Origin of the sequence: Nocardia sp. NPDC050630, from assembly GCF_044457245.1 — a bacterium.
In the GTDB taxonomy this organism is placed as follows: Bacteria; Actinomycetota; Actinomycetes; order Mycobacteriales; family Mycobacteriaceae; genus Nocardia.
This window is the reverse complement of sequence record NZ_JBITGN010000001.1, coordinates 1,109,037-1,128,393: the sequence shown is the minus strand read 5'-3', so window position 1 is coordinate 1,128,393 and position 19,357 is coordinate 1,109,037. Positions and strand designations below refer to the sequence as shown.

Below are 19,357 nucleotides of genomic sequence, written 5' to 3'. Positions count from 1 at the left end.
TTCCGAACCCGGATTTCCCGGCCCGGGGACAATCTTCGGCGCTAAGGAACCTGTTGAACAGTACGCACTCCGATGGTATATAGGCACCTTATGGGTACTACCTCTGATCTGCGGTTTTATGGTGGAGCTGACGCGTATCTGGCGAAGTGTCCATCGCGCACCATTCTCGACGTCTTGGCCAACAAGTGGACGATGCTGGTGATGGGTGCGCTGGCCGACGGGCCTGTGCGTTTCGGTCAGCTGCGGCGGCGCGTGGATGGAATCACCCAGAAGATGCTCACCCAGACATTGCGCAACCTGGAGCGCGACGGCTTGGTCACCCGCGCGCTCTATCCGACAGTGCCGCCGCGGGTCGAATACTCCGTCACCGAGCTGGGTCGCAGCGTTCTCGGGCTGCTGACCTCGATCCGGGTGTGGTCGGAGGTGAACATCAACGAGGTACTCGCCGCCCGATACGCCTACGACGAACGACCAGAACAAGACCCCGAACCAATCATCACAGCCTCCTGAATTGCCAACCGAATCGGCTTCAGCAACAGGTAGGTTCGGAATACCCATCGAGCCACCGATCAGCAGAACGCGGCCCGGTCGAGCAGCAGCGTCCGCTCGGCCTGCTTGCTGGTCATCGCCGCGGCCCGTTCGAACCCCGAGCGTGCCTCGTCGCGACGTTCGAGCTCGAGCAGCAGATCACCTCGGACGGCAGGCAGCAGGTGGTAGCCGCGCAGCGCGGTGAGGGCGGACAGCTCATCGACGATGGCCAGCGTGGCTGTGGGTCCGTGGGCCATGGATACCGCGACGGCCCATTTCAGCTGGTGGGCGGCACGCTGCGCCGCCGGAATCGGACGGCGGATGCGGGCGGGTGGATTCAGGCTGCTGTTATGGAGCGGGGCGGGGCCGCGCTGGTGGACTGAGATTCGGCGACTATGACTTTCGACGATCTAGCGTCCTGACCGACGCGACGGCGACCCGGGGCTTGTGATCTTCAACTCCTCGATGACCACTCCCCGCTACGACGTAACCGACCTGGCCTGGCCCCGCGAGGACACCGAGGGTGCCTGGCGCGGCATGGCACACGCGACCGAACACTACGGGACACCACGAATGGTGTTGTCCGACAACGGGTTGGCCTTCACCGGCCGCCGCGTCGATACCGCCATGCAGTTCGGGGAGACCGATTCCTTTTGCGGTAGCCGGGGTCTACATGGGGAGGGGAGCAGCCCGCAGGGTGGGCCCCCGATCCGTCTCCTGTGCCTCGAAAGTAAGAAAGGCTGATCGCCGATGAGCATTCCCGCGACCATGCGCGCGCTGCAGCAGACCTCCCTCGACGCTCCGCAGGATATGCGGCTGATCACCGACGCGCCGGTACCGAATCCCAGACGGGGCGAGGTCCTGATCCGGGTCACCGCCACGGGCGTCAACTTCCGCGACATAATGCAGTCCTACGGGACGTTCCTGGGCGGCCCGCGCCCGCCCTATGTGGCGGGCTTCGAGGGCGCCGGTGAGGTTGTCGCGGTCGGGGAGTCGGTGACCGGCCTGCAGCCGGCGCCCACGTCATCGGAGTCGGTAACGGGGCCTTCGCCGAGTACATGATTCCTGCCAGCGATCGCGGCGATGCCCGTGCCGCCCGGCTGGGAGGATCAGCAGGCGCTGGGTCTGGTCGTGAACTGGCCCACCGCACTGGCCGCGCTCAAGCCTCCTGGTGGCATCGCCGCAGGACAAACCGTACTGATCCACGCCGCCGCGAGCGCCACCGGCCAGGCCGCGGTCAGAATGGCCAAGCATGACGGTGCGAGAGTCATCGCGACCGCCTCGCCGGCGCCAGCCTGGCCGCAGCCAAACCGGTCACCGGCCGGATCATCGTCTACGGCATGGCAGGTGGCGACGCCGCGGTAACCAACTGGGAACTGGTGTACAAGCACCAGGTCCACATCATCGGCCTCAACATTGGCGTGCTGATTCAGGCCGCGCCGCAGATCTTCGGCGAGCTCATGGGTGAGCCCCCGCGGTCAAGTCGTGGCCGCCCCAACACTCCGGGGACGGGGATTAGTGTTCGGTGTTCCAGAAGCCGATACCGATGGCGCCCCACCAGCAGATCTGTGAGACGGCACCCGATGCCGCGCCCCAGAGCAGCAGACGCGTCGTCAGTGGCGTGGACACATGGTTGGTCAGGCGTTTGCCCAGCAGCAGCGCCTGAATCCCGTTGAGCGTCAGGATCAGAACGAATGCCATCTTGGTTCGCGTCAAGCCAGAGCCGAGATTCGGCTCCAGTAGGCATCCACTGGCGACCAGCCCGACCAGGCCGACCCAGATCGGCACATGCAGGCGCGCGATACCGGCCAACGCTTCGGCAAGGGCGGCCCGCCCGGCCAACCAGACCAGCATCAGATAGTCCGCGATGAGGACGCCACCGAAGCCGAGTACGAGGGCGGCCAGGTGGATGAACAGGCCGACAGTGTGCAACTGCCGATCGACGTCGAGGTGGTCGGCGATCCATAGCGCCGCACCGAGCGTCACGGTGGCCAGCAAACCCGCGGCAGCCACCGTCCACCACGAATCATGAAGTGCCACAGCATGTTGCGGATTGCTCTCGGGCCAACGACGCCCCGACGCGACGACCGGGTGCACCTCGCCCCAGATCGTGGCGGCCGCCCGCGTGCGCGGCAACACCACGATCGCGGTGGTGGACATCTGACCAGGTGCTTCAGCGGTCCTACCGTCAGACATAGGGGCCTCCAGACAGTGTTCACAGAATATTCACAGCAATTGTTAGGACAGGCTAATCTATGTCTTTGGTCGGGTAAAGATGGTGGATCGTCCGTGCGAGCAGGCGCGGATCGCGCGTGAGGATGAGATGAGAACGACCCAAGCTCTCGGATTGAGCATCGGCTCGGTAAACGCGGTATCGGCCGCGGTGACCGATGACCCCACGCATCCGTTGGTGACCACCCGACGCACCACGGTGACCTTCTCCAGTGACGGCACCGCATCCGTCGGCGCGGTTCCTCGCGACGCCACGGTGCTGGCGGATTTCGCGGATCTGGCGATTGCACAGGATCCGATCGTTGTCGTAGCAGGGCGGGTTCTGTGCTGCACCGATCTGGTTGCGGCAGTGGTGAATCGGCTGGCCGCAGCGTCGGTGCGCAGCGTATTGGCCTACCCGGCAATATATTCCGGCGATCGGATCGCCGAACTCCGTTCGGCGTTGGATAAGGTCCGAGCAACGGGAGTCGGACTGGTCCCCGAGCCGATCGCCGCAGTCGCGTGGCTCGAAACCTGTAGTGGCGCGGTGGAATCCGAACTCGTCCTGGTCTACGACCTCGGCGCGAGTTGCCTCGATATCGCAATAGTGCGTGCCGGCATGTTGGCCGGACCGCCGGTGCGCTCCTACGATTTCGGCGGTCGTGCACTCGATGTGGCGGTGGCCCGATATGGTCACGACCTTGCTCCGGACGCCGAAACACGGTGGACGGAGGGCGTATCCGCCGACGCTATCGCCGAGTTGCGCATCCACCAGGTGCGTGAGTCGGTTGTGCTGGTGCGCGACTGCGTCCGTGCCGCCCGGGTCTCGGTATCCGATATCGACCGCATCCTGCTGGTCGGTGGCGCGGCCCGGCCCGCAGCAGTGGCACGGGTGCTGGCCGACGAACTCGAACTCCCGATTGTCCTCGGTCCCGATCCGGCACACACGGTCGCGCTGGGCGCCGCGCTGCTCGCGTCCCGCGCCGCCGCGAGCGACGACGGCCCGGCGGTCGTGCCCCCCAGCCGCCGCGAACCACGCGTCGCAGCCCTGACGGCCGCGGTGCTCACCACGGGACTGCTCGCACCTGCCGCAGTGCCGTTCGGGCGAACCATGGACCACGGGTCCGCGCTCCAGGCGCCCCCGGCACCGCGTTTCGATCCCTATCTCGATCCGATCCCGGTCGGGGTGCCGCCGATCGCTGCGCCAGAGGTGCCGCCGCACGCGATGCTCGTCGACAACCCCACCGCGCCCCCACGTCTCGCCGTTGTTGCGACATGGTGGGCGACGCCCACGGCCCGTTCGGCATATGACATCTCACCGCTGCCGGTCACCGAACCGCCTGCCGGTTCATCGAAGCACGAATCGGCGTCCACCGTCTCAACGACGGGCTCCTCGTCCGCGACAGTTCGGCGCGATGGAGCCGCGCCGTCCGACATTGTCTCCGGTGCGCAGTCGAATTCGAGTCGATCGAGTGACTCGGGTCGACCGAGTGGTTCAGGCCGACCGAATGATTCGGGCGGACCGAATAGTTCATGCCCACCGAGTAATTCGGGCGGGCCGAATGGTTCAGGCGGACCGACTGACTCGGGTGGACCTAGTAATTCGAGCCGACCGAGCGATTCGGGTCGGAAGGGGTCCTCGGGTCGGCGGTGATTCCCAGTGACCTGTCGATGAGGCCGTCTCACCGGTTGCGCCCTGCGCATCCAGATGCTGCAACTCATGAGGCAGTGGGTGTGAATATTGTTGTGGTCACACCTGATAGCGTGTTGACGTTGAACGAGGTGTTTGCGGCACGGCTGATGCCCGGAGAGAAATGTTGCTCACGTGCGCACTGGTGGTAATTTCCGGCATTTTGATGACGCGGTGTTGTCGGTGGCTCGGGTCGAACGCGTCGCCCCGCAGCGCCTCATGCCGGAACTGCTGCAGCGCACCGGCGGTGCAGGTTCTCGCGCTGCTGGGATAGGCAACCACCATGATCATGTGGAGGTCGCCGTGGTGGCGATGCACGCGGTGATCGATCACGCGGCCGCCGACAGGATGGAGTTTCTACAAGGACTTCAACGCGTTGTCGCAGCGGCAGCGTCACCGACAAACGCCGGCACGGTCGGCCCCGGAGGGGCGGCAGTCCGATGCGGGTGATGTTCGTAGCGACACCGCTGATCGGGCATCTGTTCCCGATGATGCCTCTTGCTATGCATCTGCGTGCGGAGGGGCACCGGGTGCTGATAGCAACCGGCGGCGATGCCGCGACGGCGGTTTCCGCCGATGTCCCGGTTGTCGACGTCGCACCGCGCATCGGCCACATCCGTGCCGTCGCGCAGGGATTGGGCTTGCACCCCGTCCTCGCACTGCGATCCGCGGCGGGAATGGCCGACGCTCGCGGCGGCGCCCACGTGTTCGCCGTCACCAACAAACCGATGATCGACAGGCTCATTCGAGTGGCGACCCGATTCGCACCCGACATCGTGGTGCACGAACCCTTCGCGTCGGCCGCGGCCATCGCCGCGGCCCACCTCGGCGTCCCCACAGTGCTGCACAATATCGCGCTGGACGACGGCACCGTTATTCGACGGGAATTGTTGCGGCTGCTCGGCGGTGCCGACATTCCCGCGAGCACGGCCACCCTGTCGATCGCACCGCCCAGCATCGTCTCTGTCCCGGGTTGGCCCCTGCGATACATCCCGTATTCGACACCGGGCGCAGCCACGCCACGATTCCTCCTCGACTCCCCCCGCCGACCGCGCATCGTCGTAACCCGAAGCACCATGCTCGGCGACGGCCCCGACGCGATGCTCCGATCGGTGCTACGGGCCGCGCCCGACGTCGACGCCGATATCGTTATCGTCCGCCCAAACCGAACAGTCATGCGCGCTACCAATCTTCCCGGCAACGTCCGAACTGTCGGGTGGATCGCGCTGCACGCCGTGCTCCCGACCTGCACCGCTATGGTCAACCACGGCGGCGCCGGCTCGGTGTATGCGGCTCTGCGCGCCGGAATCCCACAGCTGGCAACCCCCGCCCCAGGCGACCGCAGGTGGAACGCGGTATCGGTGCAGCGCCGCGGAGCAGGTATCGCGGTGCCGGGAAGAACGATCACCGCGGCGCACCTGCACACCTTGATCACCGACGCGCGCCTCGCCGACGCTGCCCGCGCTGTCGCGGCCGAGGTGGCCACCATGCCTGCCATCGACGAGGTCGCAGCCCATGTCCTCGCATTGGGCAACAACCGGCCGCCCCTGCGACACTCCTGACCGATGACCGGGGGAACCCGGAGGCGATCGCGAACCGGCCCGGGGACCAACTGATGGTCAACAAGCTGGATCGGCTCGGGCGCACTCTCGAGCATCTGATCGACCTGTCGCGGGATCTCGCCGAGCGTAAGGTGGATCTGGTCGTGATCGGATCAGGGGATCGACACGTCAACTGCGGTCAGGCGCATGTTTTTCCAGATCCTCGGTGCCATCAGGGAATTCGAGCACGCCCTGATGTCGGAGCGCACCCGCGACACGCTAGCGGGCGCACGTGCTCGCGGGCGCACCGGCGGGCAGAAACCGAAACTCGGTCCGCGGCAGGCCTTTCTGGCGCGGCAGACGTACGACGAAATCGACGAACGAGGTAAGCGCCGTTACACCGTCGCGCAGATCGCCGCCGAGTTCGGTGTCACCCGACCCACGACAACCTGAGCCGCCAGCACGCTGACAAGCGCTGCGGTCTTCGGCGCAGGCACGCACGATAACAGCGGGGAGCGATTCGACAGCTGGACGGCGCGTCCGAGTGCGACGCGCCCAGAACCGATGAACTCGACCCACGGCGTGGGACGGTCGCGTTATTCTTTGGGCCGCAACTACTTTCAACAGCTTGGGGGTATCGTGCGCTACCGGTCCATTGTCACCGCGATCTTTGCCTCACTGCTCCTGCTGGTGGGTCCGCCACTGCCGGTGTACGCGCAGCCGGGGCCCGCGCAGTCGTTCTGTAATCCCGGAACTCCGTACGACGCGCCACCGACAATGAGCTTCTACGACCCGAACAGGCAGTACCTAGGGCCGGATCCGCTGCCGGAGGGACCGCCGGTGCAGCCGCTGCTGGTCGGGTATCAAAGGTTCGGGGCATTGAGCGTGGACGACTTCGTGGCCAAGTACCGCAACGACTCCGGCTGGGTCTATCCACCCGACGACGGATTCCAGGTCATCGGCGGCCAGGCCGTGCGGCACCCGCAGGAGCTGCCGCCCGGTAAGCGGATCGACCGATTCGGCTACGCCGGTGGACGTTTCCTCGCCCCGGCGGGTGACCAGTTCTCCGCGCGGGCGCTGCCACCGCAGAACCTGAACACACCCACGGGTACACCACAGAGCAACTACCACCTCTATTGTGTGCTGAAGCCGTTCAAGGTCGAGGCGGGCCCGATTGCCGGGTGGTTCGAGCAGCCCGGCGGCGGAACCCAATTCCTGCTACAGGTCGCCTACCTGCCGAAGGCCGGATCGGCGCTGAGTGTCACCTGGCTGCTGCAGAACGGATACCTCGTCGAAGAAAGGCCGGTCTGATATGGATCGAGAGCAACTCGGCGCCGCCTTGCTCGCGGCCGGACTGCCGCCGGAATCCTTCCAGATTCCCGGCACACACACCCATGACCCCCTCCCCACCGATTTCTGGTTCCTGCGCGCGGGTTCCGGCGGCGACTGGGAGGTCGGCGCATTCGAACGCGGGAAATACGAGGTGCGCGAACGCTTCGGCACCGAATCAGCCGCCTCGGCGTGGCTGTACCGCACCCTCACCGGGCACGACGCCCCACCCTGAACCACACTGCTCACCACCCGAAAACCGCAGGTCATCCTGTTCACATGTTCGACATGCCCCGCCCTGGACACGACGAATACAGGAACGGTGAACCGATCGGTGCGGGCGCAGCGCAATCGTCAGACCGGGTAGGTACCCACGATGACCAGGCGTCTTTCAGTTGCCCATACTTCGCGTGTGCTGCCGAGCACCGGTACCCGCGACTCTCACTGAAATAACTACCGCAACAATCGAATTACATGGCGGGATCACTGCGCCTTCACTTCTCGTCGACTTCTTGCCCGCCGCCGGGAAGAACACCGACATGACTTGCCGAAGGCCGCAGTCCCCACCTACGGTCGTCGGCGCGGCTTTAATGACATCACCGCCGCCTCGACAGGCTGGATGCGTGAAATCGGCAGTGCATGACGGACACTCGGTCAGTTCGCGATATCGACCCTTCCAGCGGCTGCCAATCGGATCACGCCCCCCACCGATTATTCACCGACGTAGTCGATCTCCCACGCCTACTCCACGAGGGCTCGACGCGGAGGGGTGACGTCCTATGCCGTGGTTCAGGAACCCGGCTCGCTGATCGGCTCGAACCGGGCAACAAGCCACACTCTCTTGATCGCACCCTCGGGGTTGGCGAACTGCGACTGCACCTGCCCCAGCCCCCGTGGTCCCGGAAACCGCTGATCGTCACTTGATATCCGGCACCATCGACGCGCACGATGTCGTCCTCGTGGACGATCGGCAGCTTGATCACATCGTCCACGTCCCCGGGTTGGTTGGGCGTCTCGTTGTGGCGGAAACGCAGGGTGAACGTACGGTCGAACCCTTCATCCTGGAAGTCCACCGTGACCTTCAAGAACACCGAGAACTGATTGTGTTTCAGGGTAACCCGGTTGTTGTAGTGGGCGAAGATGCCCAGATTGAAATCCTTGCCGTCCAGGCGCGCGTCGACGTCGGTGAGGCCGACAATCTGTCCCCGACGTGGAGACCCCGTCGGAAGCGTGTAGATGTCCGGCGGGCAGTGGCCGCCGCGCTTGGTATCGGTCTCGACGTTCCCTCCCATCGCATCAAGTCGGGGATGGAAAGAAGATCGACGGCGCGGAAGCGCGAATGGCGATCGTGCCGCGGTTGGCGACCAAGCCTTTGGAGAACATGTAAGTGCTGTGATTCCTCGCGAAGTGGATGGCGAAATACCTTCCGGGTGCTACCGCGCGGTGGGTGGGTCGACCCGCAGTAGTCGTGTCCGGAGAATCTCCGCGATCCGCGCCGGCTCTTCGACAGCCGAGAAATGCCCGCAGCCTTCAATGATGATCAACTCCGCGTCAGGAATCCCCTCCGCGAGTTCGGCACTGTGCTCGAGCGGCGTCACGCCATCGGCCGTACCGCAGACCACCACCGTCGGAGTATCGATCCACGACAGCGCTGGCCGACGGTCGTGCCGGTCCAGAGCGGCGCGCTGTTGGTCGCGGAACGCGGCGGCCCCGAGATCACCAGCCATGGCGGCGGCGAGCGCGACCACATCGCCTCGCCCCGGCGGCGCCACAGCGCCCGCCAATCGTTCGACCGCGATGTCGTAACGACCGGCCTCCGCCAACTCGATCATGCCCTCCCCGCTGGCCCGCCGTTCGGGCGAGGCCGCGCGTGCCGAGGTGTTGACCAGCGCCAGCCCCGCGAGCCGACCGGTCCGCCGCAGCGCGATGTCGAGTGCGACATAACCGCCCATGGACAGTCCCGCCAGATAGAACCGATCCGGTGCCTGCGCGAGCACATTGTCGGCGATCGACTCGACGGAGTCTCCGGCATGCGCCACCACGGTCGACTCGACAATATCCCCGAGCCGCTCGATGACCGGTTCCCACAACCGGGAATCCGCGCCGAGCGCGGGCAGCAGGACCAACGGGTACGGGAGCATTCTTGAATCCCTTCTCGCGACGTCGCTCGCCTCGCGGCGGCGACTGGTGAAATCAGGACGCGGCGCCGTCGACGCTCAGCACGGAACCCGAAGTGAACCCGGCATCCTCGGAAACCAAATATCCAACAGCTGCGGCGATTTCGTCCGTCGTGCCGGTGCGCCGGACCGGAATCGCCGCCTCGGTGGCGGCTCGGGCCTCGGCGGGCAACGCGTCGAACGTCGCCCGGACCCGGCCCTCCTCCGGCAGGATCAGTCCCGGGGAAATCGCGTTCACGGTGATGCCGCTTCCGCCGAGGTCTTTGGCGAGCTGCTTGGTGAAGCCATTGACGGCGGCCTTCGAGGCGGCGTACGGCAGGAGCGCACCCACCGTCCCCGATGGACCCGCGAGGCCATTGGCCACGGCCGAGGAGAAGTTGACGATGCGGCCGAAGCCCTTGCGCCGCATGATCGGAACGGCGTACTTGGCGCACAGGAACGCGCTCGTCAGATTATTGCCGATGACGCTGTTCCAGATATCCGGCGGCAAGTCCTCGATCTCGCGTACCGCGACGGTCCCGCTCCCTCCCGCAGTGTTCACCAGCACATCGATCCTGCCGAACTCGGAGTCGATCTCCTGGAACACTCGCTCGACGTCGTCCGGTCGGGACAGATCGACGGCGGCGGCGAAAACGCGGGCGTCACGGAACCGGGTCTCGATACTCTTCTTCGTGCGCTGTAGGGCATCCTCCTGCATGTCCAGGAGCGCGACCGCGAACCGGTCCCGGGCGAGGTGTGATGCGATGGCTGCGCCCAAACCCTGGGCTCCCCCGGTGACGACCGCAGTTCTTTCGTTCACAATACTGTCGGTCATCCCAGTGGCCCCCAGAAGGTTTCGCCCGCATAGGTATCGGGCAACGCGGGCAGGGTCTCGGGCCAGACACCGGGCTCAACCCGGCGGCGCTGATCCGACGGCCGGGGCTTGCCGTCCCAGCCGATCTGCTCCATGTAGTAGTACAGCTGCATCACATGTCCCTCGGGGTCGACGGCGTGAACGACGTAATCGATACCGGGGTGGATCTCGGGCGGCAGGTCCAGCAGCGTGACGCAGCGCTCGAGCAGGTAGGTCCGCGCCGCGCGCAACTGCTCGTAGGAGCCGACCTGCACGCCGAAGGAGAGCAGCGTGGTGTTATCGCTGAGCCCCAGTGCCGCACGGAGTTCCAGCGGGAACAGGCCGATGCTGTGATGTTCGGTGTTCGCTCGCAAGAAGACGACGCGATGGCCGAGGACTGTGGTCTCCTCGCTCGGCAAGAGACCGAGGGTTTCGATGTAGTAGCGCTCGCTCGCCGCGACGTCCTCGACGAAGATGCTGACCGGTCCGATCCGAACGGCCTTGAACGGCCGCGACAGCAGCACCCCGCCCACATCATGGGTTTTCGGCAATTCGTCGACCCACCGGTGACCGGAGTTCAAGTCGATGCCCTTGACCGCGGCCACCGCCATCTCGGTGCTCTCTGAACTGGTCGGCAGCGGCGGGTGCCCAATCCCCCAGGGCCACATCGCCTCCGGCTTGCTCAACCCGTCCCAGCCCACCTGCTCGATACCGTACTCGAGCTCGTTGATGTGCCCGGTGGGCTCGGGAAAGTAAGTGTGCCAATTGGATCCGGGATCGCGGCCGTACCGGCTGATCTTGGTTCCGGTCGACTCGAGCCACGCCCGGGCTTCGACCACCTCCCGCAGACTGCCGACCTGCCAGGTGATTTGGTTGATGGTGATATCGGAACGCGGCGAGGAGGCGGTCTGGTCGATCCACGGACGCGGCATCAACACAAAGGTGTGATGGTCGCTGTTGTGGCGGAGGAAATAGATGTGTGTATCCGGAACACCGTCCATCCACTCCCCTGGCTCGACGATCTTCAGATCGATCTTGTCGGAGACGGAGAATCCGAGCACATCTCGATAGAAGGCGAGCGCGCGGGCGGTGTCATCCACGCTGATGCCGAAATGATTGAGTCGGCGGATCTTGAACGGGCGATCGTAGAGAACCCCGCCGACCGGGAATTGCCCTGTGGCCATGACTTCCTTCATTCGGTGGGCGCGACGATCTTGTTGCGGATGGATCCGATGAGGCTGGAGGAGATCTCCACGACGTCACCCGGCTTCACGAAGAGCGTGTCCGGGAGCGTTCCATCGGGCAGTTGCTTGCTGGAATCGACGGCCGTGCCCTTCGGAGTACCGCTACTGATCAGATCGCCGGGCCACAAAGTCGTGTCGGCGGACAGGTATTCGCCCAATGCGGCGAAGCTGTGCACCATGGAGCCGGTGTTGCCGTACTGTCTGACTTCGCCGTTGACACGGCATTCGAGCGGGATGTTCTGCGGGTCGATGTCCTCGTCCACGACGATCCAGGGCCCGACGGTCGCCGAGGTGTCGAAGTTCTTCGAATACAGGAAGTCCGGGCCGAAGGAGACGTTGTCGCGCACGGACCAGTCGTTGTGCAAGGTGTAACCCCAGATGTATGAACGGAATTCACCGCCGGGGATGTCACGGCCACGTTTGCCGATCACGGCCGCTACTTCGGCCTCGTAGTCCAGCCGCTGGGTTCGCCTCGGATAGCGTAGGGGCTGCCCGTCGGCGGACACCGCCCGCGAGTCCTTCAAGAAGAACTTCGGACCGCCCGACGTGAGCCGCTGGAGCGTCTCGGCCTGATCCTCGGAGCTGGAATTCTGTGCGGCGCTGTCCATGTGGTCAGCGAAGTTGGCCAGCGCGGCGAAGATCCGCGACCGGCCCTCCACTGGTGCGTGCAGGATGACTTCATCCGTCTCGTAGCGAAGTCGCTCTCCCGACACCCCGCGATCGTCATGCGCCTTGGAGAAGAGATACTCCAGAGCGTTTCTCGCGCCGTCGAGAGCCCGGTCGCCTTCCTCGATGAAGTCGTTCAGCGAAGCCGGGACCTCCGCCGCGGCACAGGCCTGTGGCCGCGCGGTATCGGACGTCTCGGCCAAATACTTTGCATACGCACCGTTGATATCGACGATGGATCCTTCATGGACGAGACCGACCCTGCGAGCAGGTCCAAAGACTGCAATCTTCATTATTCTCCTCACGAATTCTCTTCAGCAGCGTCGAAGAACTTCGGGTTTACCGGATTGAGGCTGTAGATCGCGAGGCAATGAATTTTTCCCTCGCGAATCGTGAAGAAGTCCCCGAGCTTCATAAGCTTCCCGTCGGCGTTCAGATCGATCTCGACCGCGACCCGTTCACCGTCGACCACCAGGGGTCCGGGGCTGGGCTTCATGGCGCCAGGCCGGAGACCGCCCTCGTACATCCTCGTAATCGCTTCCGCTCCCCGAAGCGTGCCCGCCGCATTGTGCAATTCCGCGTCCGGCGCGAAAAGCGCTCCCACGGCACTCGGGTCACCGGCCGCGACGGCGTCGAAATACGCACGCACCACGGCAACGGGATCACTCATATTCCATATCCTTTCCGGCATTCACACTGGTCAGGCCGACAGGTATTTCTTGGATGCGTATACAGCCTTGTATTCGAGGTACGCGTCGATTCCCTCCGGCCCGAGCTCACGGCCGACGCCGGAGGACTTCATGCCGCCGAAGGGTGTGCCCAGGTCGAGCTCGTAATAGTTGAGGCCGATCGTGCCGGTGCGCACCCGCCCGGCGATTTCGAGCGCGCGGTCCTCGTCCGCGCTCCACACCGAACCCGCGAGCCCATAGTCGCTGTCGTTGGCGATCCGCACCGCCTCCTCATCGGTGTCGAACGGCAGCAGTGCGATCACCGGACCGAAAACCTCTTCACGAGCGAGTAAATCGTTGTTGTCCACATCGGCGAATACGGTCGGCTCGACGAACCAGCCCCGATCCAGACCGGCCGGACGGCCACCACCGGTGACCAGCCGGGCATTCGATTTCTTCGCGATGTCGATGTAGCCCAGAACCCGGTCCAACTGTGCGCTGGTCGCCATCGGCCCTAAGGTCACAGCCGGATCGAGCGGATTTCCGATGTTCATGGCGGACGCATAACCGGCCACCGCGTCGATGACCTCCTCGTACCTCGAACGGGCCACGAGAATCCGCGACTGCGTCGTGCACGTCTGGCTGTTGTTGAGGAACGAAGCGCCACCGAGACCCGCGAGCAAGGTGTCGATGTCCCCATCGTCGAGGAAGATCGCCGCGGACTTCCCGCCCAGTTCCAGGGTGTGGCGCCGAAGCAATCGCCCGCACTCGCCACCGATGATCCTTCCGGCCGCGGTGGAGCCCGTGAACGCGATCTTGTCGACCAGGGGATGGGAGACGAGCGCCGCTCCCGAATCACGGTCACCGGCAACGATATTCAGCACCCCCGCGGGCAGCCCGGCCTCGAGCCCCGCTTCCGCCAGTACATACGCATCCAGCGCCGTCTCCGGCGACGGCTTCAACACCACCGTGCACCCCGCGGCAAGCGCGGGCGCCACCTTGAACATCGCCAACGCCTGCGGAAAATTCCACGGCGTAATCGCGCCCACCACACCAACCGGCTCCCGCCGCAGGATCGTCGACCCCTTCGGACTCGGCCGCACCTCCTCCAGTGGAAGCTTCTCGACCACCTCCGCATAGATCCGCAGCAACACGGCCGGCAGGCCACCGTTCACCTGCTGCGAGAACTGAATGGGCATACCGTTCTCACGCGTCACCAAGGTGGAGGTGTGATCGGCGCGCCGCTCCAGCGCATCGGCGAACCGCCGCATCGCCGCCGCACGCTCGGCCGCCGACGCGCGACCCCAGGACCCGTGATCGAGAGCGGTGCGAGCAGCCCGGACCGCGGCGTCGGTATCGTCCTCGCCACCCAGCGCGGCGATACCGAGCCCCTCCCCGGTCGCCGCCTCGACCACGCGGTAGGTGCGGCTGCTCCGAGGCTCGGCCCACTCCCCGTCGATGAAGAACCGCGTGCGGTCGAGGTCGGTGTGTCGCTCGGCAATGAGGGACATGTGGTCCTCCTGGATTTGTCATCAGAGGCGATGGGGTGAATTTGCGTGGTGCGGCGAATTCCGTTGTAGCAAGCATGCGTATCGCATCAATGACACGTAAAGGCCAGGAATTTCGGTCAGACCATGCATCGCATGCATGATCTGCCATTTCATGACGACAGCCGAGGCCGAGTGCGCAAGCGCGGCGGGATAAAGGAATTCACGCACCGAGCACGCTTCTTATGCGGTCAGCGCATCGTCGACCTGAACTTCTTGACCTTTACACGCCCCATGGCGAATCCGCATTCTGACTTCCGCCCACTGCGTGATCTCGATCACGGCATCGTGGGTCGGCAACACCCAAACGAGCGGATCTGGATGTGACCTCATGATCTACGGGCACACCGAACTCCGTGTCCGGTCCGGCGACAGCCACGGCTCACAACGGATTTCGCCAGAGTCCGGCACCTGCTGCTGCAGTCGTCGGGATGCGTTTTCGCCGAACTGATCCGCAATGTGATCACCTCGATACCTACCTGCTTCAGGTCGGCTGGGAGCGACCCGAGGACCCACCGAGACATTCCCCGCCACACCCCAATCGGACGTGATCGCGAACGCGATTGCAGCCCACTACATCGCACCGCCTCGGATCGTTCACTACCCGAGCCCGGACCAAAATCGACAGGAGAAACTCAATGAGTCGGATTGTTATCAGCGGAGCCTCGGGCGACCTGGGGCGGCGGGTCACCGCTCTGCTCTCGAACGCGAACCGACGCCACGAGTTGACGCTCGTGACCCGCACCCCGGACAAGCTCGCACAGCGCCAGACGGAAGGGATCCACGTCCGACGCGGCGACTACCAGGAACCTGACTTACTGGACGCCGCCTACCGCGGCGGAGACGTCCTGTTCTTGATCAGTGGGCTCAACCTCGGACGGCGAGTTCCCGAACATCTCAATGCCATCAACGCGGCACAGCGGGCGGGCATCCGCCACATTGTGTACACCTCGGTGGGCGGCGTGCACCCCACCAATCCGGCGCTGTCGGCGAAGGACCACTGTCAAACCGAGATCGACCTCCGCGACTCGGGCATCGCGCACACCATTCTGCGCAGTTCCCTCTACTCCGAAATCGTCAGCCAAATACTGGTCGCGCCCGCCGCGCAAGCCGGAGTGATGGCCCAGGCCACCGGAGATGGATACCTGGCGCCGGTGGCGAAAAGCGATGTGGCCAACTGCGCCGCCGCATGCCTGGTGGAACCCGGCCGGCATGCGGGTGCCGTGTATGAAATCACCGGCCCGGAGCTGTTCAATTTCGAGAACATCGCGCGACTCGGCTCGGAGGTCTTCGGCGTTCCGATCAAATACGAGCGAGTGACGGCTGACGAGCGGCTGGCCTTCTTCGACTCCGTCGGCATTCCCCGCACCTACGACCCGAGCATGCCGCCCAGCCCCGACGGGCACATGTGGGCCAGCGATGAACTGGTTTCCGCCGAAGTCGCGGTGGCCGAGGGATACCAGGCCTTGCTGTCGCACCACGTGAAGCTGATCACCGGGCGTGAGCCCGAATCGCTGCGCACCGTGATGGAGCGCGTGAAGACCCGGCGCTACGACGAGATCGGCGCGCTCTCGTAGCGAGCACGCGCATTCACGCAAACCGAGCTTGTCGGCCGACCAGGAGAGCTCCATTGCACAAGATCATCTTTCACCACGTCGGAGGCGATACCGACATCGTCGAGACCCAGGCCGGCGTCAGCGTGATGCACGCGGCCGTACACAACGGCGTCACCGGCATAGTCGGTGAGTGTGGCGGGCAGGCGATGTGCGCGACCTGCCATGTCCTCGTGCGCGAGCCCTACGTGGACAGACTGCCGCCCATCGGCGAGGACGAGGAGGAGATGCTCCAGTGCACCGCCAGCCCGCGTGACGGTCAGCGCAGCCGCCTGGGGTGCCAACTGCTGATCGGCACCGATCCGCCAACTGAGCGATCCGGCGTTCAGTCTCGAGGCCTTCGCGCAGGCCTCCGTGGCACCCCATCGAGAATCCGCCCTTCCTCGAGGAGCTCTTCATGACAACGAAGTCGACTTCCGCAGTCCCCACCGCCGACTGGGTCGATCCCGCCGCGATGCTGACCGCCCCCTACCCCACCTACCGGCGTCTGCTCGACGAATCGCCCGGGTCCCCGCGCTGAACCAGTACCTGGATCGTCCTTGTTCACCATCGGCTGCGAGCCCACTGCCCTGGCCATCGGCGCGGTGGCTCCGGTGGTGACATTCGCGCTGAACGTCTCTTGGTTCGCTTCGACGGCGCGGCACGCCACGTGGGAGGTCACCAGGCTGCACGTGGATTCGCGTCGTGACGAGGCATGGTTCGGCTGGGTGTTCCGCGGGCTCACCGCGCTGCCGGTGGCCTGGAACTGACATTGCCGCGGCCCGCTGGTTCGCCCGCCCGGAGAAATCCATGACGACCAGTTTGGCGCTGGAGCACAATGGCCGGGATGAGCAAGCAAGTATCTCGTGCTCGCGCACTGGCGCCACCACCAGCCGAATTGTTCGGGCGCCAGCGCGAGCTGGCGAGCGCACGTGAATTGTTTTCCGCTACCCGCCTCGTGACACTCACCGGACCCGGTGGCGTGGGCAAGACCACGTTGTCCGCGGCGTTGTCCGCCACACTCGAGCGGGCATTCCGGGATGGCACCTGGTTCGTCGAGCTTGGTGCGCAACGCAGTTCGGACACCGTCGCCGAGGCCGTGGTGACCCAGCTCGGGCTGAGCGCCCTGGCCACCGTGGATGCCGAAGAACAGCTCTGCCGGCACGTAGCCGAACGCTCGATGCTGTTGATACTGGACAATTGCGAGCATGTCCTGCCCGGATGCCGGCGACTGCTGTCCGCGCTCCTCGCCGCGTCCGCCGCGCTACGGGTTTTGACAACCAGCAGAGAGCCATTGGGAATCAGGGGCGAACGTGTGATCGTCGTCCGCCCGCTGGCGATCCCTCCGAGCCATCGCGACGTTACCGCGGACGAACTGCGCGAATATCCGGCCGCGGCCATGCTGGAAGCCCGAGCGAGGGCCGTCAACGATCAATTCGAGATCACCGCGCGCACCACGGCGGCGGTCGCGAGGCTGTGCGCCACTCTGGACGGAATGCCGCTGGCCATCGAACTCGCCGCCGTGCGGCTGCGGTCGCTGTCGGTGCAGGAGCTGCTTGCCCACATCGACGACCGATTCGCGCTGCTGACCTCCGGCGATCCCACCGCCGCACCGCACCACCGGTCCCTGGACGCGCTGGTGCGGTGGAGCTATGACCTGTGCTCCCCGACCGAACAGCTGCTGTGGGAGAGAATGGCCGTGTTCAGCGGCAGCGCCGATCTCCCCGCGATCCAGGCGGTATGTGGCCTCCCGCCACTGGAAGGAACCAAACTTCTCGACGCGCTCGACGGCTTAGTGTCCAAGTCCATCGTCCTCACCGAGACGACACAGGATGGTATGCGCTACCGGTTCCTGGAAACGCTGCGCGAGTTCGCTCGAGAGCAAGCCCGGGACAGCGAAGACTGCGGCCGCGCCCGCCGTGCCCACACGGAGTACTACCGAACCTGGGCGGCCCGAGCCGCCGAAAACTTCTTCGGCCCGGGCCAACCCGAAATCGTCCGGCGGTGGGAGTCCGATATCACCAACCTCGAGCTGGCTTTCGATGATCTCCTCCACATGGCCCCGGATTCGCATGACGCCCTCGAGTTCGCGGCGAATCTCCGCTTCTCGTGGATGAGCGGCCATCTCCGCGAAGGTCGACGCTGGCTGGAGCAAGCCCTCACCAGTGACACGACCGCCTGTGTCGAGCGTGGCAACGCGCTGTGGGCAGCGGGGTGGTTCGAGGCACTGCACGGCGAAACGCGCACTGCCCGAGACTTTCTCGACGAAGCCGACGGGATAGCCCAGAGATTCGGCGATTCGCGCATGGCCGCGCGCGCCGCCACGTGGACGGGCCTGACCGCCATGGTCGCCGGGGATTTCGAGGGCTGCCGCTCATCTCTCGAAGCGGCCTACTCCGGGCACCGCGAGCACGCGGATGCCGAGGGTCTGCTGATGACCCTGTTCCTACTCGGATTGATCAGGAGCTTGTCCGGAGATCATCAGGGAGCCGCGGCAGCCGGCCGGGAAGCTGTCGAGCGAAGCGAGCGGCTGGGCGATACGTGGGGCCGCTCCTACTCGCTGTGGATGCTGGGATTCGACGCGTGGACGCGCCAAGACCTCGCTGTCGCCGAGGAGTACGCCGAACAGAGTCTCACACTGCGATGGGACTACCACGACGATTTCGGCAGTGCGGTCGTCCTCAATCTGATGGCCGGAATCGCGCTGGACACCGGCGATCCCAAGAAGGCGGCAAAGCTGTTGGGTGTCGTCGCGGAACTGCTGTCCATTGTCGATACCGAGGTCCCGGGCCTGCTGGGCTCGCGCTATCGAGAGATCAAATCCGCCACCCAGGAACGTCTCGGGCAGGACCTGTTCACCCGCCATCACGAGATCGGGCGCCGACTCGACCGCGGGCAACGGATGCGCCTGGCGTTGGGGTCGGCCGCCACCGTCGCAGCGGATCAGGCGGAAGGGGTGGCCTTGGCCGGGCTGCTGACGCCCCGAGAAAGGGAGGTGGCGTCGTTGCTGGCGGAGGGTCTCAGCAACCGCGCTATCGCCGGCAAGCTGGTGCTCTCCCCGCGCACGGTGGAGGCTCACGTCGAGCACATTCTGACCAAGCTCAGCGTCGGCTCCCGCACCGAAGCCGGTGTGTGGGCGGCCACCGCCTTCGGCAAGAAGCCGTGACGCACATCCCCGATACGGTGTCCCACGTCACAGGCTACGTAGATCCCCAATTGCGTAGCGCTTAGGTGTTCGCCCGCATGTCACGGACATGCTCCCGGGGGAAGGTGGAGTTCCCATCCCGAGGCTCAGGTCGAGAGATGGTCCCACAATGATCGGGTCTCCAGCG

25 protein-coding genes and 1 pseudogene are annotated in these 19,357 nt (G+C 65.2%); 16 read left to right on the top strand and 10 right to left on the bottom strand.

The window, feature by feature from the left end; all coding sequences use genetic code 11:
• Positions 1 to 90 precede the first annotated feature (90 nt).
• Complete coding sequence (locus tag ACIBG0_RS04900; RefSeq protein WP_397029290.1) at positions 91 to 510, top strand: winged helix-turn-helix transcriptional regulator; 420 nt, start codon at positions 91 to 93, stop codon at positions 508 to 510.
• Positions 511 to 569: 59 nt separating this feature from the next.
• On the opposite strand, the gene ACIBG0_RS04895 is transcribed toward ACIBG0_RS04900, so the two are convergent.
• Positions 570 to 785: a hypothetical protein gene (locus ACIBG0_RS04895; RefSeq protein ID WP_397029288.1), complete on the bottom strand. Its 216-nt coding sequence runs from the start codon at positions 783 to 785 to the stop codon at positions 570 to 572.
• Positions 786 to 993: 208 nt separating this feature from the next.
• Between ACIBG0_RS04895 and ACIBG0_RS04890 the strand changes: the two genes are divergently transcribed.
• Genes ACIBG0_RS04890 through ACIBG0_RS04880 form a run of 3 tightly spaced genes read left to right on the top strand, consistent with a single transcriptional unit; the run spans position 994 to position 1,893 of the window.
• On the top strand, positions 994 to 1,272 hold the full coding sequence (locus ACIBG0_RS04890; RefSeq protein ID WP_397029286.1) for a hypothetical protein: 279 nt from the start codon (positions 994 to 996) through the stop codon (positions 1,270 to 1,272).
• Between the two features lie 6 nt (positions 1,273 to 1,278).
• Positions 1,279 to 1,590 carry an alcohol dehydrogenase catalytic domain-containing protein gene (locus ACIBG0_RS04885; protein ID WP_397029284.1) on the top strand — a complete coding sequence of 104 codons (312 nt, stop codon included), beginning with the start codon at positions 1,279 to 1,281 and terminating at the stop codon, positions 1,588 to 1,590.
• A 21-nt stretch (positions 1,591 to 1,611) separates the two neighbouring features.
• Positions 1,612 to 1,893, top strand: a complete 282-nt coding sequence (locus ACIBG0_RS04880; RefSeq protein WP_397029282.1) for a hypothetical protein — start codon at positions 1,612 to 1,614, stop codon at positions 1,891 to 1,893.
• Positions 1,894 to 2,043: 150 nt separating this feature from the next.
• Here the strand turns inward: ACIBG0_RS04880 and ACIBG0_RS04875 are convergent, their stop codons facing one another.
• Positions 2,044 to 2,724 carry a hypothetical protein gene (locus ACIBG0_RS04875; protein WP_397029280.1) on the bottom strand — a complete coding sequence of 227 codons (681 nt, stop codon included), beginning with the start codon at positions 2,722 to 2,724 and terminating at the stop codon, positions 2,044 to 2,046.
• 127 nt (positions 2,725 to 2,851) lie between these two features.
• Here ACIBG0_RS04875 and ACIBG0_RS04870 point away from each other — a divergent pair, with 127 nt between their 5' ends.
• Positions 2,852 to 4,393 carry an FGGY-family carbohydrate kinase gene (locus ACIBG0_RS04870; RefSeq protein WP_397029278.1) on the top strand — a complete coding sequence of 514 codons (1,542 nt, stop codon included), beginning with the start codon at positions 2,852 to 2,854 and terminating at the stop codon, positions 4,391 to 4,393.
• A gap of 96 nt (positions 4,394 to 4,489) precedes the next feature.
• On the opposite strand, the gene ACIBG0_RS04865 is transcribed toward ACIBG0_RS04870, so the two are convergent.
• A complete protein-coding gene (locus tag ACIBG0_RS04865) occupies positions 4,490 to 4,762 on the bottom strand; it encodes a hypothetical protein (protein WP_397029276.1) in 273 nt (90 codons plus the stop codon).
• Positions 4,763 to 4,878: 116 nt separating this feature from the next.
• Here ACIBG0_RS04865 and ACIBG0_RS04860 point away from each other — a divergent pair, with 116 nt between their 5' ends.
• From ACIBG0_RS04860 to ACIBG0_RS04840, 5 genes and pseudogenes are all read left to right on the top strand, one after another.
• Positions 4,879 to 5,991 (top strand): glycosyltransferase, encoded by a 1,113-nt coding sequence (locus ACIBG0_RS04860; RefSeq protein WP_397029274.1) that lies wholly within the window; start codon positions 4,879 to 4,881, stop codon positions 5,989 to 5,991.
• Positions 5,955 to 6,134 (top strand): annotated as a pseudogene (locus ACIBG0_RS04855) (recombinase family protein); the annotation flags it as partial. The gene ACIBG0_RS04860 and the pseudogene ACIBG0_RS04855, both read left to right, overlap by 37 nt.
• A 16-nt stretch (positions 6,135 to 6,150) precedes the next feature.
• Positions 6,151 to 6,423, top strand: a complete 273-nt coding sequence (locus ACIBG0_RS04850) for a recombinase family protein (RefSeq protein ID WP_397030202.1) — start codon at positions 6,151 to 6,153, stop codon at positions 6,421 to 6,423.
• A 186-nt stretch (positions 6,424 to 6,609) separates the two neighbouring features.
• Complete coding sequence (locus ACIBG0_RS04845) at positions 6,610 to 7,281, top strand: TNT domain-containing protein (RefSeq protein WP_397029272.1); 672 nt, start codon at positions 6,610 to 6,612, stop codon at positions 7,279 to 7,281.
• Position 7,282: 1 nt separating this feature from the next.
• Positions 7,283 to 7,534, top strand: coding sequence for a hypothetical protein (locus ACIBG0_RS04840; RefSeq protein WP_397029270.1), 252 nt, complete (start codon positions 7,283 to 7,285; stop codon positions 7,532 to 7,534).
• Positions 7,535 to 7,994: 460 nt separating this feature from the next.
• Here the strand turns inward: ACIBG0_RS04840 and ACIBG0_RS04835 are convergent, their stop codons facing one another.
• The 7 genes from ACIBG0_RS04835 to ACIBG0_RS04805 all read right to left on the bottom strand — a co-directional run bounded on the left by ACIBG0_RS04835 (position 7,995) and on the right by ACIBG0_RS04805 (position 14,397).
• Positions 7,995 to 8,591, bottom strand: a complete 597-nt coding sequence (locus tag ACIBG0_RS04835) for a choice-of-anchor K domain-containing protein (protein WP_397029268.1) — start codon at positions 8,589 to 8,591, stop codon at positions 7,995 to 7,997.
• Between the two features lie 141 nt (positions 8,592 to 8,732).
• On the bottom strand, positions 8,733 to 9,440 hold the full coding sequence (locus ACIBG0_RS04830; protein ID WP_397029266.1) for an alpha/beta fold hydrolase: 708 nt from the start codon (positions 9,438 to 9,440) through the stop codon (positions 8,733 to 8,735).
• Positions 9,441 to 9,492: 52 nt separating this feature from the next.
• Positions 9,493 to 10,275: an SDR family NAD(P)-dependent oxidoreductase gene (locus ACIBG0_RS04825; protein ID WP_397029264.1), complete on the bottom strand. Its 783-nt coding sequence runs from the start codon at positions 10,273 to 10,275 to the stop codon at positions 9,493 to 9,495.
• An 11-nt stretch (positions 10,276 to 10,286) separates the two neighbouring features.
• Complete coding sequence (locus ACIBG0_RS04820; protein WP_397029262.1) at positions 10,287 to 11,492, bottom strand: VOC family protein; 1,206 nt, start codon at positions 11,490 to 11,492, stop codon at positions 10,287 to 10,289.
• A gap of 8 nt (positions 11,493 to 11,500) precedes the next feature.
• Entirely contained in the window at positions 11,501 to 12,511 is a 1,011-nt protein-coding gene (locus tag ACIBG0_RS04815; protein ID WP_397029260.1) for a fumarylacetoacetate hydrolase family protein, read from the bottom strand.
• Positions 12,512 to 12,519: 8 nt separating this feature from the next.
• Positions 12,520 to 12,888 carry a nuclear transport factor 2 family protein gene (locus ACIBG0_RS04810; RefSeq protein WP_397029259.1) on the bottom strand — a complete coding sequence of 123 codons (369 nt, stop codon included), beginning with the start codon at positions 12,886 to 12,888 and terminating at the stop codon, positions 12,520 to 12,522.
• Between the two features lie 30 nt (positions 12,889 to 12,918).
• Positions 12,919 to 14,397, bottom strand: a complete 1,479-nt coding sequence (locus tag ACIBG0_RS04805; protein ID WP_397029257.1) for an aldehyde dehydrogenase — start codon at positions 14,395 to 14,397, stop codon at positions 12,919 to 12,921.
• Positions 14,398 to 14,529: 132 nt separating this feature from the next.
• Here ACIBG0_RS04805 and ACIBG0_RS04800 point away from each other — a divergent pair, with 132 nt between their 5' ends.
• The 6 genes from ACIBG0_RS04800 to ACIBG0_RS04775 all read left to right on the top strand — a co-directional run bounded on the left by ACIBG0_RS04800 (position 14,530) and on the right by ACIBG0_RS04775 (position 19,191).
• Positions 14,530 to 14,760 (top strand): hypothetical protein, encoded by a 231-nt coding sequence (locus ACIBG0_RS04800; protein ID WP_397029255.1) that lies wholly within the window; start codon positions 14,530 to 14,532, stop codon positions 14,758 to 14,760.
• Positions 14,761 to 15,071: 311 nt separating this feature from the next.
• Positions 15,072 to 16,010 (top strand): SDR family oxidoreductase, encoded by a 939-nt coding sequence (locus tag ACIBG0_RS04795; protein WP_397029253.1) that lies wholly within the window; start codon positions 15,072 to 15,074, stop codon positions 16,008 to 16,010.
• Positions 16,011 to 16,063: 53 nt separating this feature from the next.
• Positions 16,064 to 16,447: a 2Fe-2S iron-sulfur cluster-binding protein gene (locus ACIBG0_RS04790; RefSeq protein ID WP_397029251.1), complete on the top strand. Its 384-nt coding sequence runs from the start codon at positions 16,064 to 16,066 to the stop codon at positions 16,445 to 16,447.
• A complete protein-coding gene (locus tag ACIBG0_RS04785) occupies positions 16,444 to 16,566 on the top strand; it encodes a hypothetical protein (protein WP_397029249.1) in 123 nt (40 codons plus the stop codon). Before ACIBG0_RS04790 ends, ACIBG0_RS04785 begins: the two co-directional genes overlap by 4 nt.
• A gap of 19 nt (positions 16,567 to 16,585) precedes the next feature.
• Positions 16,586 to 16,795, top strand: a complete 210-nt coding sequence (locus ACIBG0_RS04780) for a hypothetical protein (RefSeq protein WP_397029247.1) — start codon at positions 16,586 to 16,588, stop codon at positions 16,793 to 16,795.
• 77 nt (positions 16,796 to 16,872) lie between these two features.
• Positions 16,873 to 19,191 carry an ATP-binding protein gene (locus ACIBG0_RS04775; RefSeq protein WP_397029245.1) on the top strand — a complete coding sequence of 773 codons (2,319 nt, stop codon included), beginning with the start codon at positions 16,873 to 16,875 and terminating at the stop codon, positions 19,189 to 19,191.
• The last annotated feature ends 166 nt before the right edge of the window (positions 19,192 to 19,357 follow it).

What these genes read in the sequence shown, in the direction of transcription:
- ACIBG0_RS04900 (WP_397029290.1), top strand. Translation starts at nt 91, where the DNA reads ATGGGTACTACCTCTGATCTGCGGTTTTATGGTGGAGCTGACGCGTAT.
- ACIBG0_RS04895 (WP_397029288.1), bottom strand. Translation starts at nt 785, where the DNA reads ATGGCCCACGGACCCACAGCCACGCTGGCCATCGTCGATGAGCTGTCC.
- ACIBG0_RS04890 (WP_397029286.1), top strand. Translation starts at nt 994, where the DNA reads ATGACCACTCCCCGCTACGACGTAACCGACCTGGCCTGGCCCCGCGAG.
- ACIBG0_RS04885 (WP_397029284.1), top strand. Translation starts at nt 1,279, where the DNA reads ATGAGCATTCCCGCGACCATGCGCGCGCTGCAGCAGACCTCCCTCGAC.
- ACIBG0_RS04880 (WP_397029282.1), top strand. Translation starts at nt 1,612, where the DNA reads ATGCCCGTGCCGCCCGGCTGGGAGGATCAGCAGGCGCTGGGTCTGGTC.
- ACIBG0_RS04875 (WP_397029280.1), bottom strand. Translation starts at nt 2,724, where the DNA reads ATGTCTGACGGTAGGACCGCTGAAGCACCTGGTCAGATGTCCACCACC.
- ACIBG0_RS04870 (WP_397029278.1), top strand. Translation starts at nt 2,852, where the DNA reads ATGAGAACGACCCAAGCTCTCGGATTGAGCATCGGCTCGGTAAACGCG.
- ACIBG0_RS04860 (WP_397029274.1), top strand. Translation starts at nt 4,879, where the DNA reads ATGTTCGTAGCGACACCGCTGATCGGGCATCTGTTCCCGATGATGCCT.
- ACIBG0_RS04840 (WP_397029270.1), top strand. Translation starts at nt 7,283, where the DNA reads ATGGATCGAGAGCAACTCGGCGCCGCCTTGCTCGCGGCCGGACTGCCG.
- ACIBG0_RS04835 (WP_397029268.1), bottom strand. Translation starts at nt 8,591, where the DNA reads ATGGGAGGGAACGTCGAGACCGATACCAAGCGCGGCGGCCACTGCCCG.
- ACIBG0_RS04830 (WP_397029266.1), bottom strand. Translation starts at nt 9,440, where the DNA reads ATGCTCCCGTACCCGTTGGTCCTGCTGCCCGCGCTCGGCGCGGATTCC.
- ACIBG0_RS04820 (WP_397029262.1), bottom strand. Translation starts at nt 11,492, where the DNA reads ATGGCCACAGGGCAATTCCCGGTCGGCGGGGTTCTCTACGATCGCCCG.
- ACIBG0_RS04815 (WP_397029260.1), bottom strand. Translation starts at nt 12,511, where the DNA reads ATGAAGATTGCAGTCTTTGGACCTGCTCGCAGGGTCGGTCTCGTCCAT.
- ACIBG0_RS04810 (WP_397029259.1), bottom strand. Translation starts at nt 12,888, where the DNA reads ATGAGTGATCCCGTTGCCGTGGTGCGTGCGTATTTCGACGCCGTCGCG.
- ACIBG0_RS04805 (WP_397029257.1), bottom strand. Translation starts at nt 14,397, where the DNA reads ATGTCCCTCATTGCCGAGCGACACACCGACCTCGACCGCACGCGGTTC.
- ACIBG0_RS04800 (WP_397029255.1), top strand. Translation starts at nt 14,530, where the DNA reads ATGCATGATCTGCCATTTCATGACGACAGCCGAGGCCGAGTGCGCAAG.
- ACIBG0_RS04795 (WP_397029253.1), top strand. Translation starts at nt 15,072, where the DNA reads ATGAGTCGGATTGTTATCAGCGGAGCCTCGGGCGACCTGGGGCGGCGG.
- ACIBG0_RS04785 (WP_397029249.1), top strand. Translation starts at nt 16,444, where the DNA reads ATGACAACGAAGTCGACTTCCGCAGTCCCCACCGCCGACTGGGTCGAT.
- ACIBG0_RS04775 (WP_397029245.1), top strand. Translation starts at nt 16,873, where the DNA reads ATGAGCAAGCAAGTATCTCGTGCTCGCGCACTGGCGCCACCACCAGCC.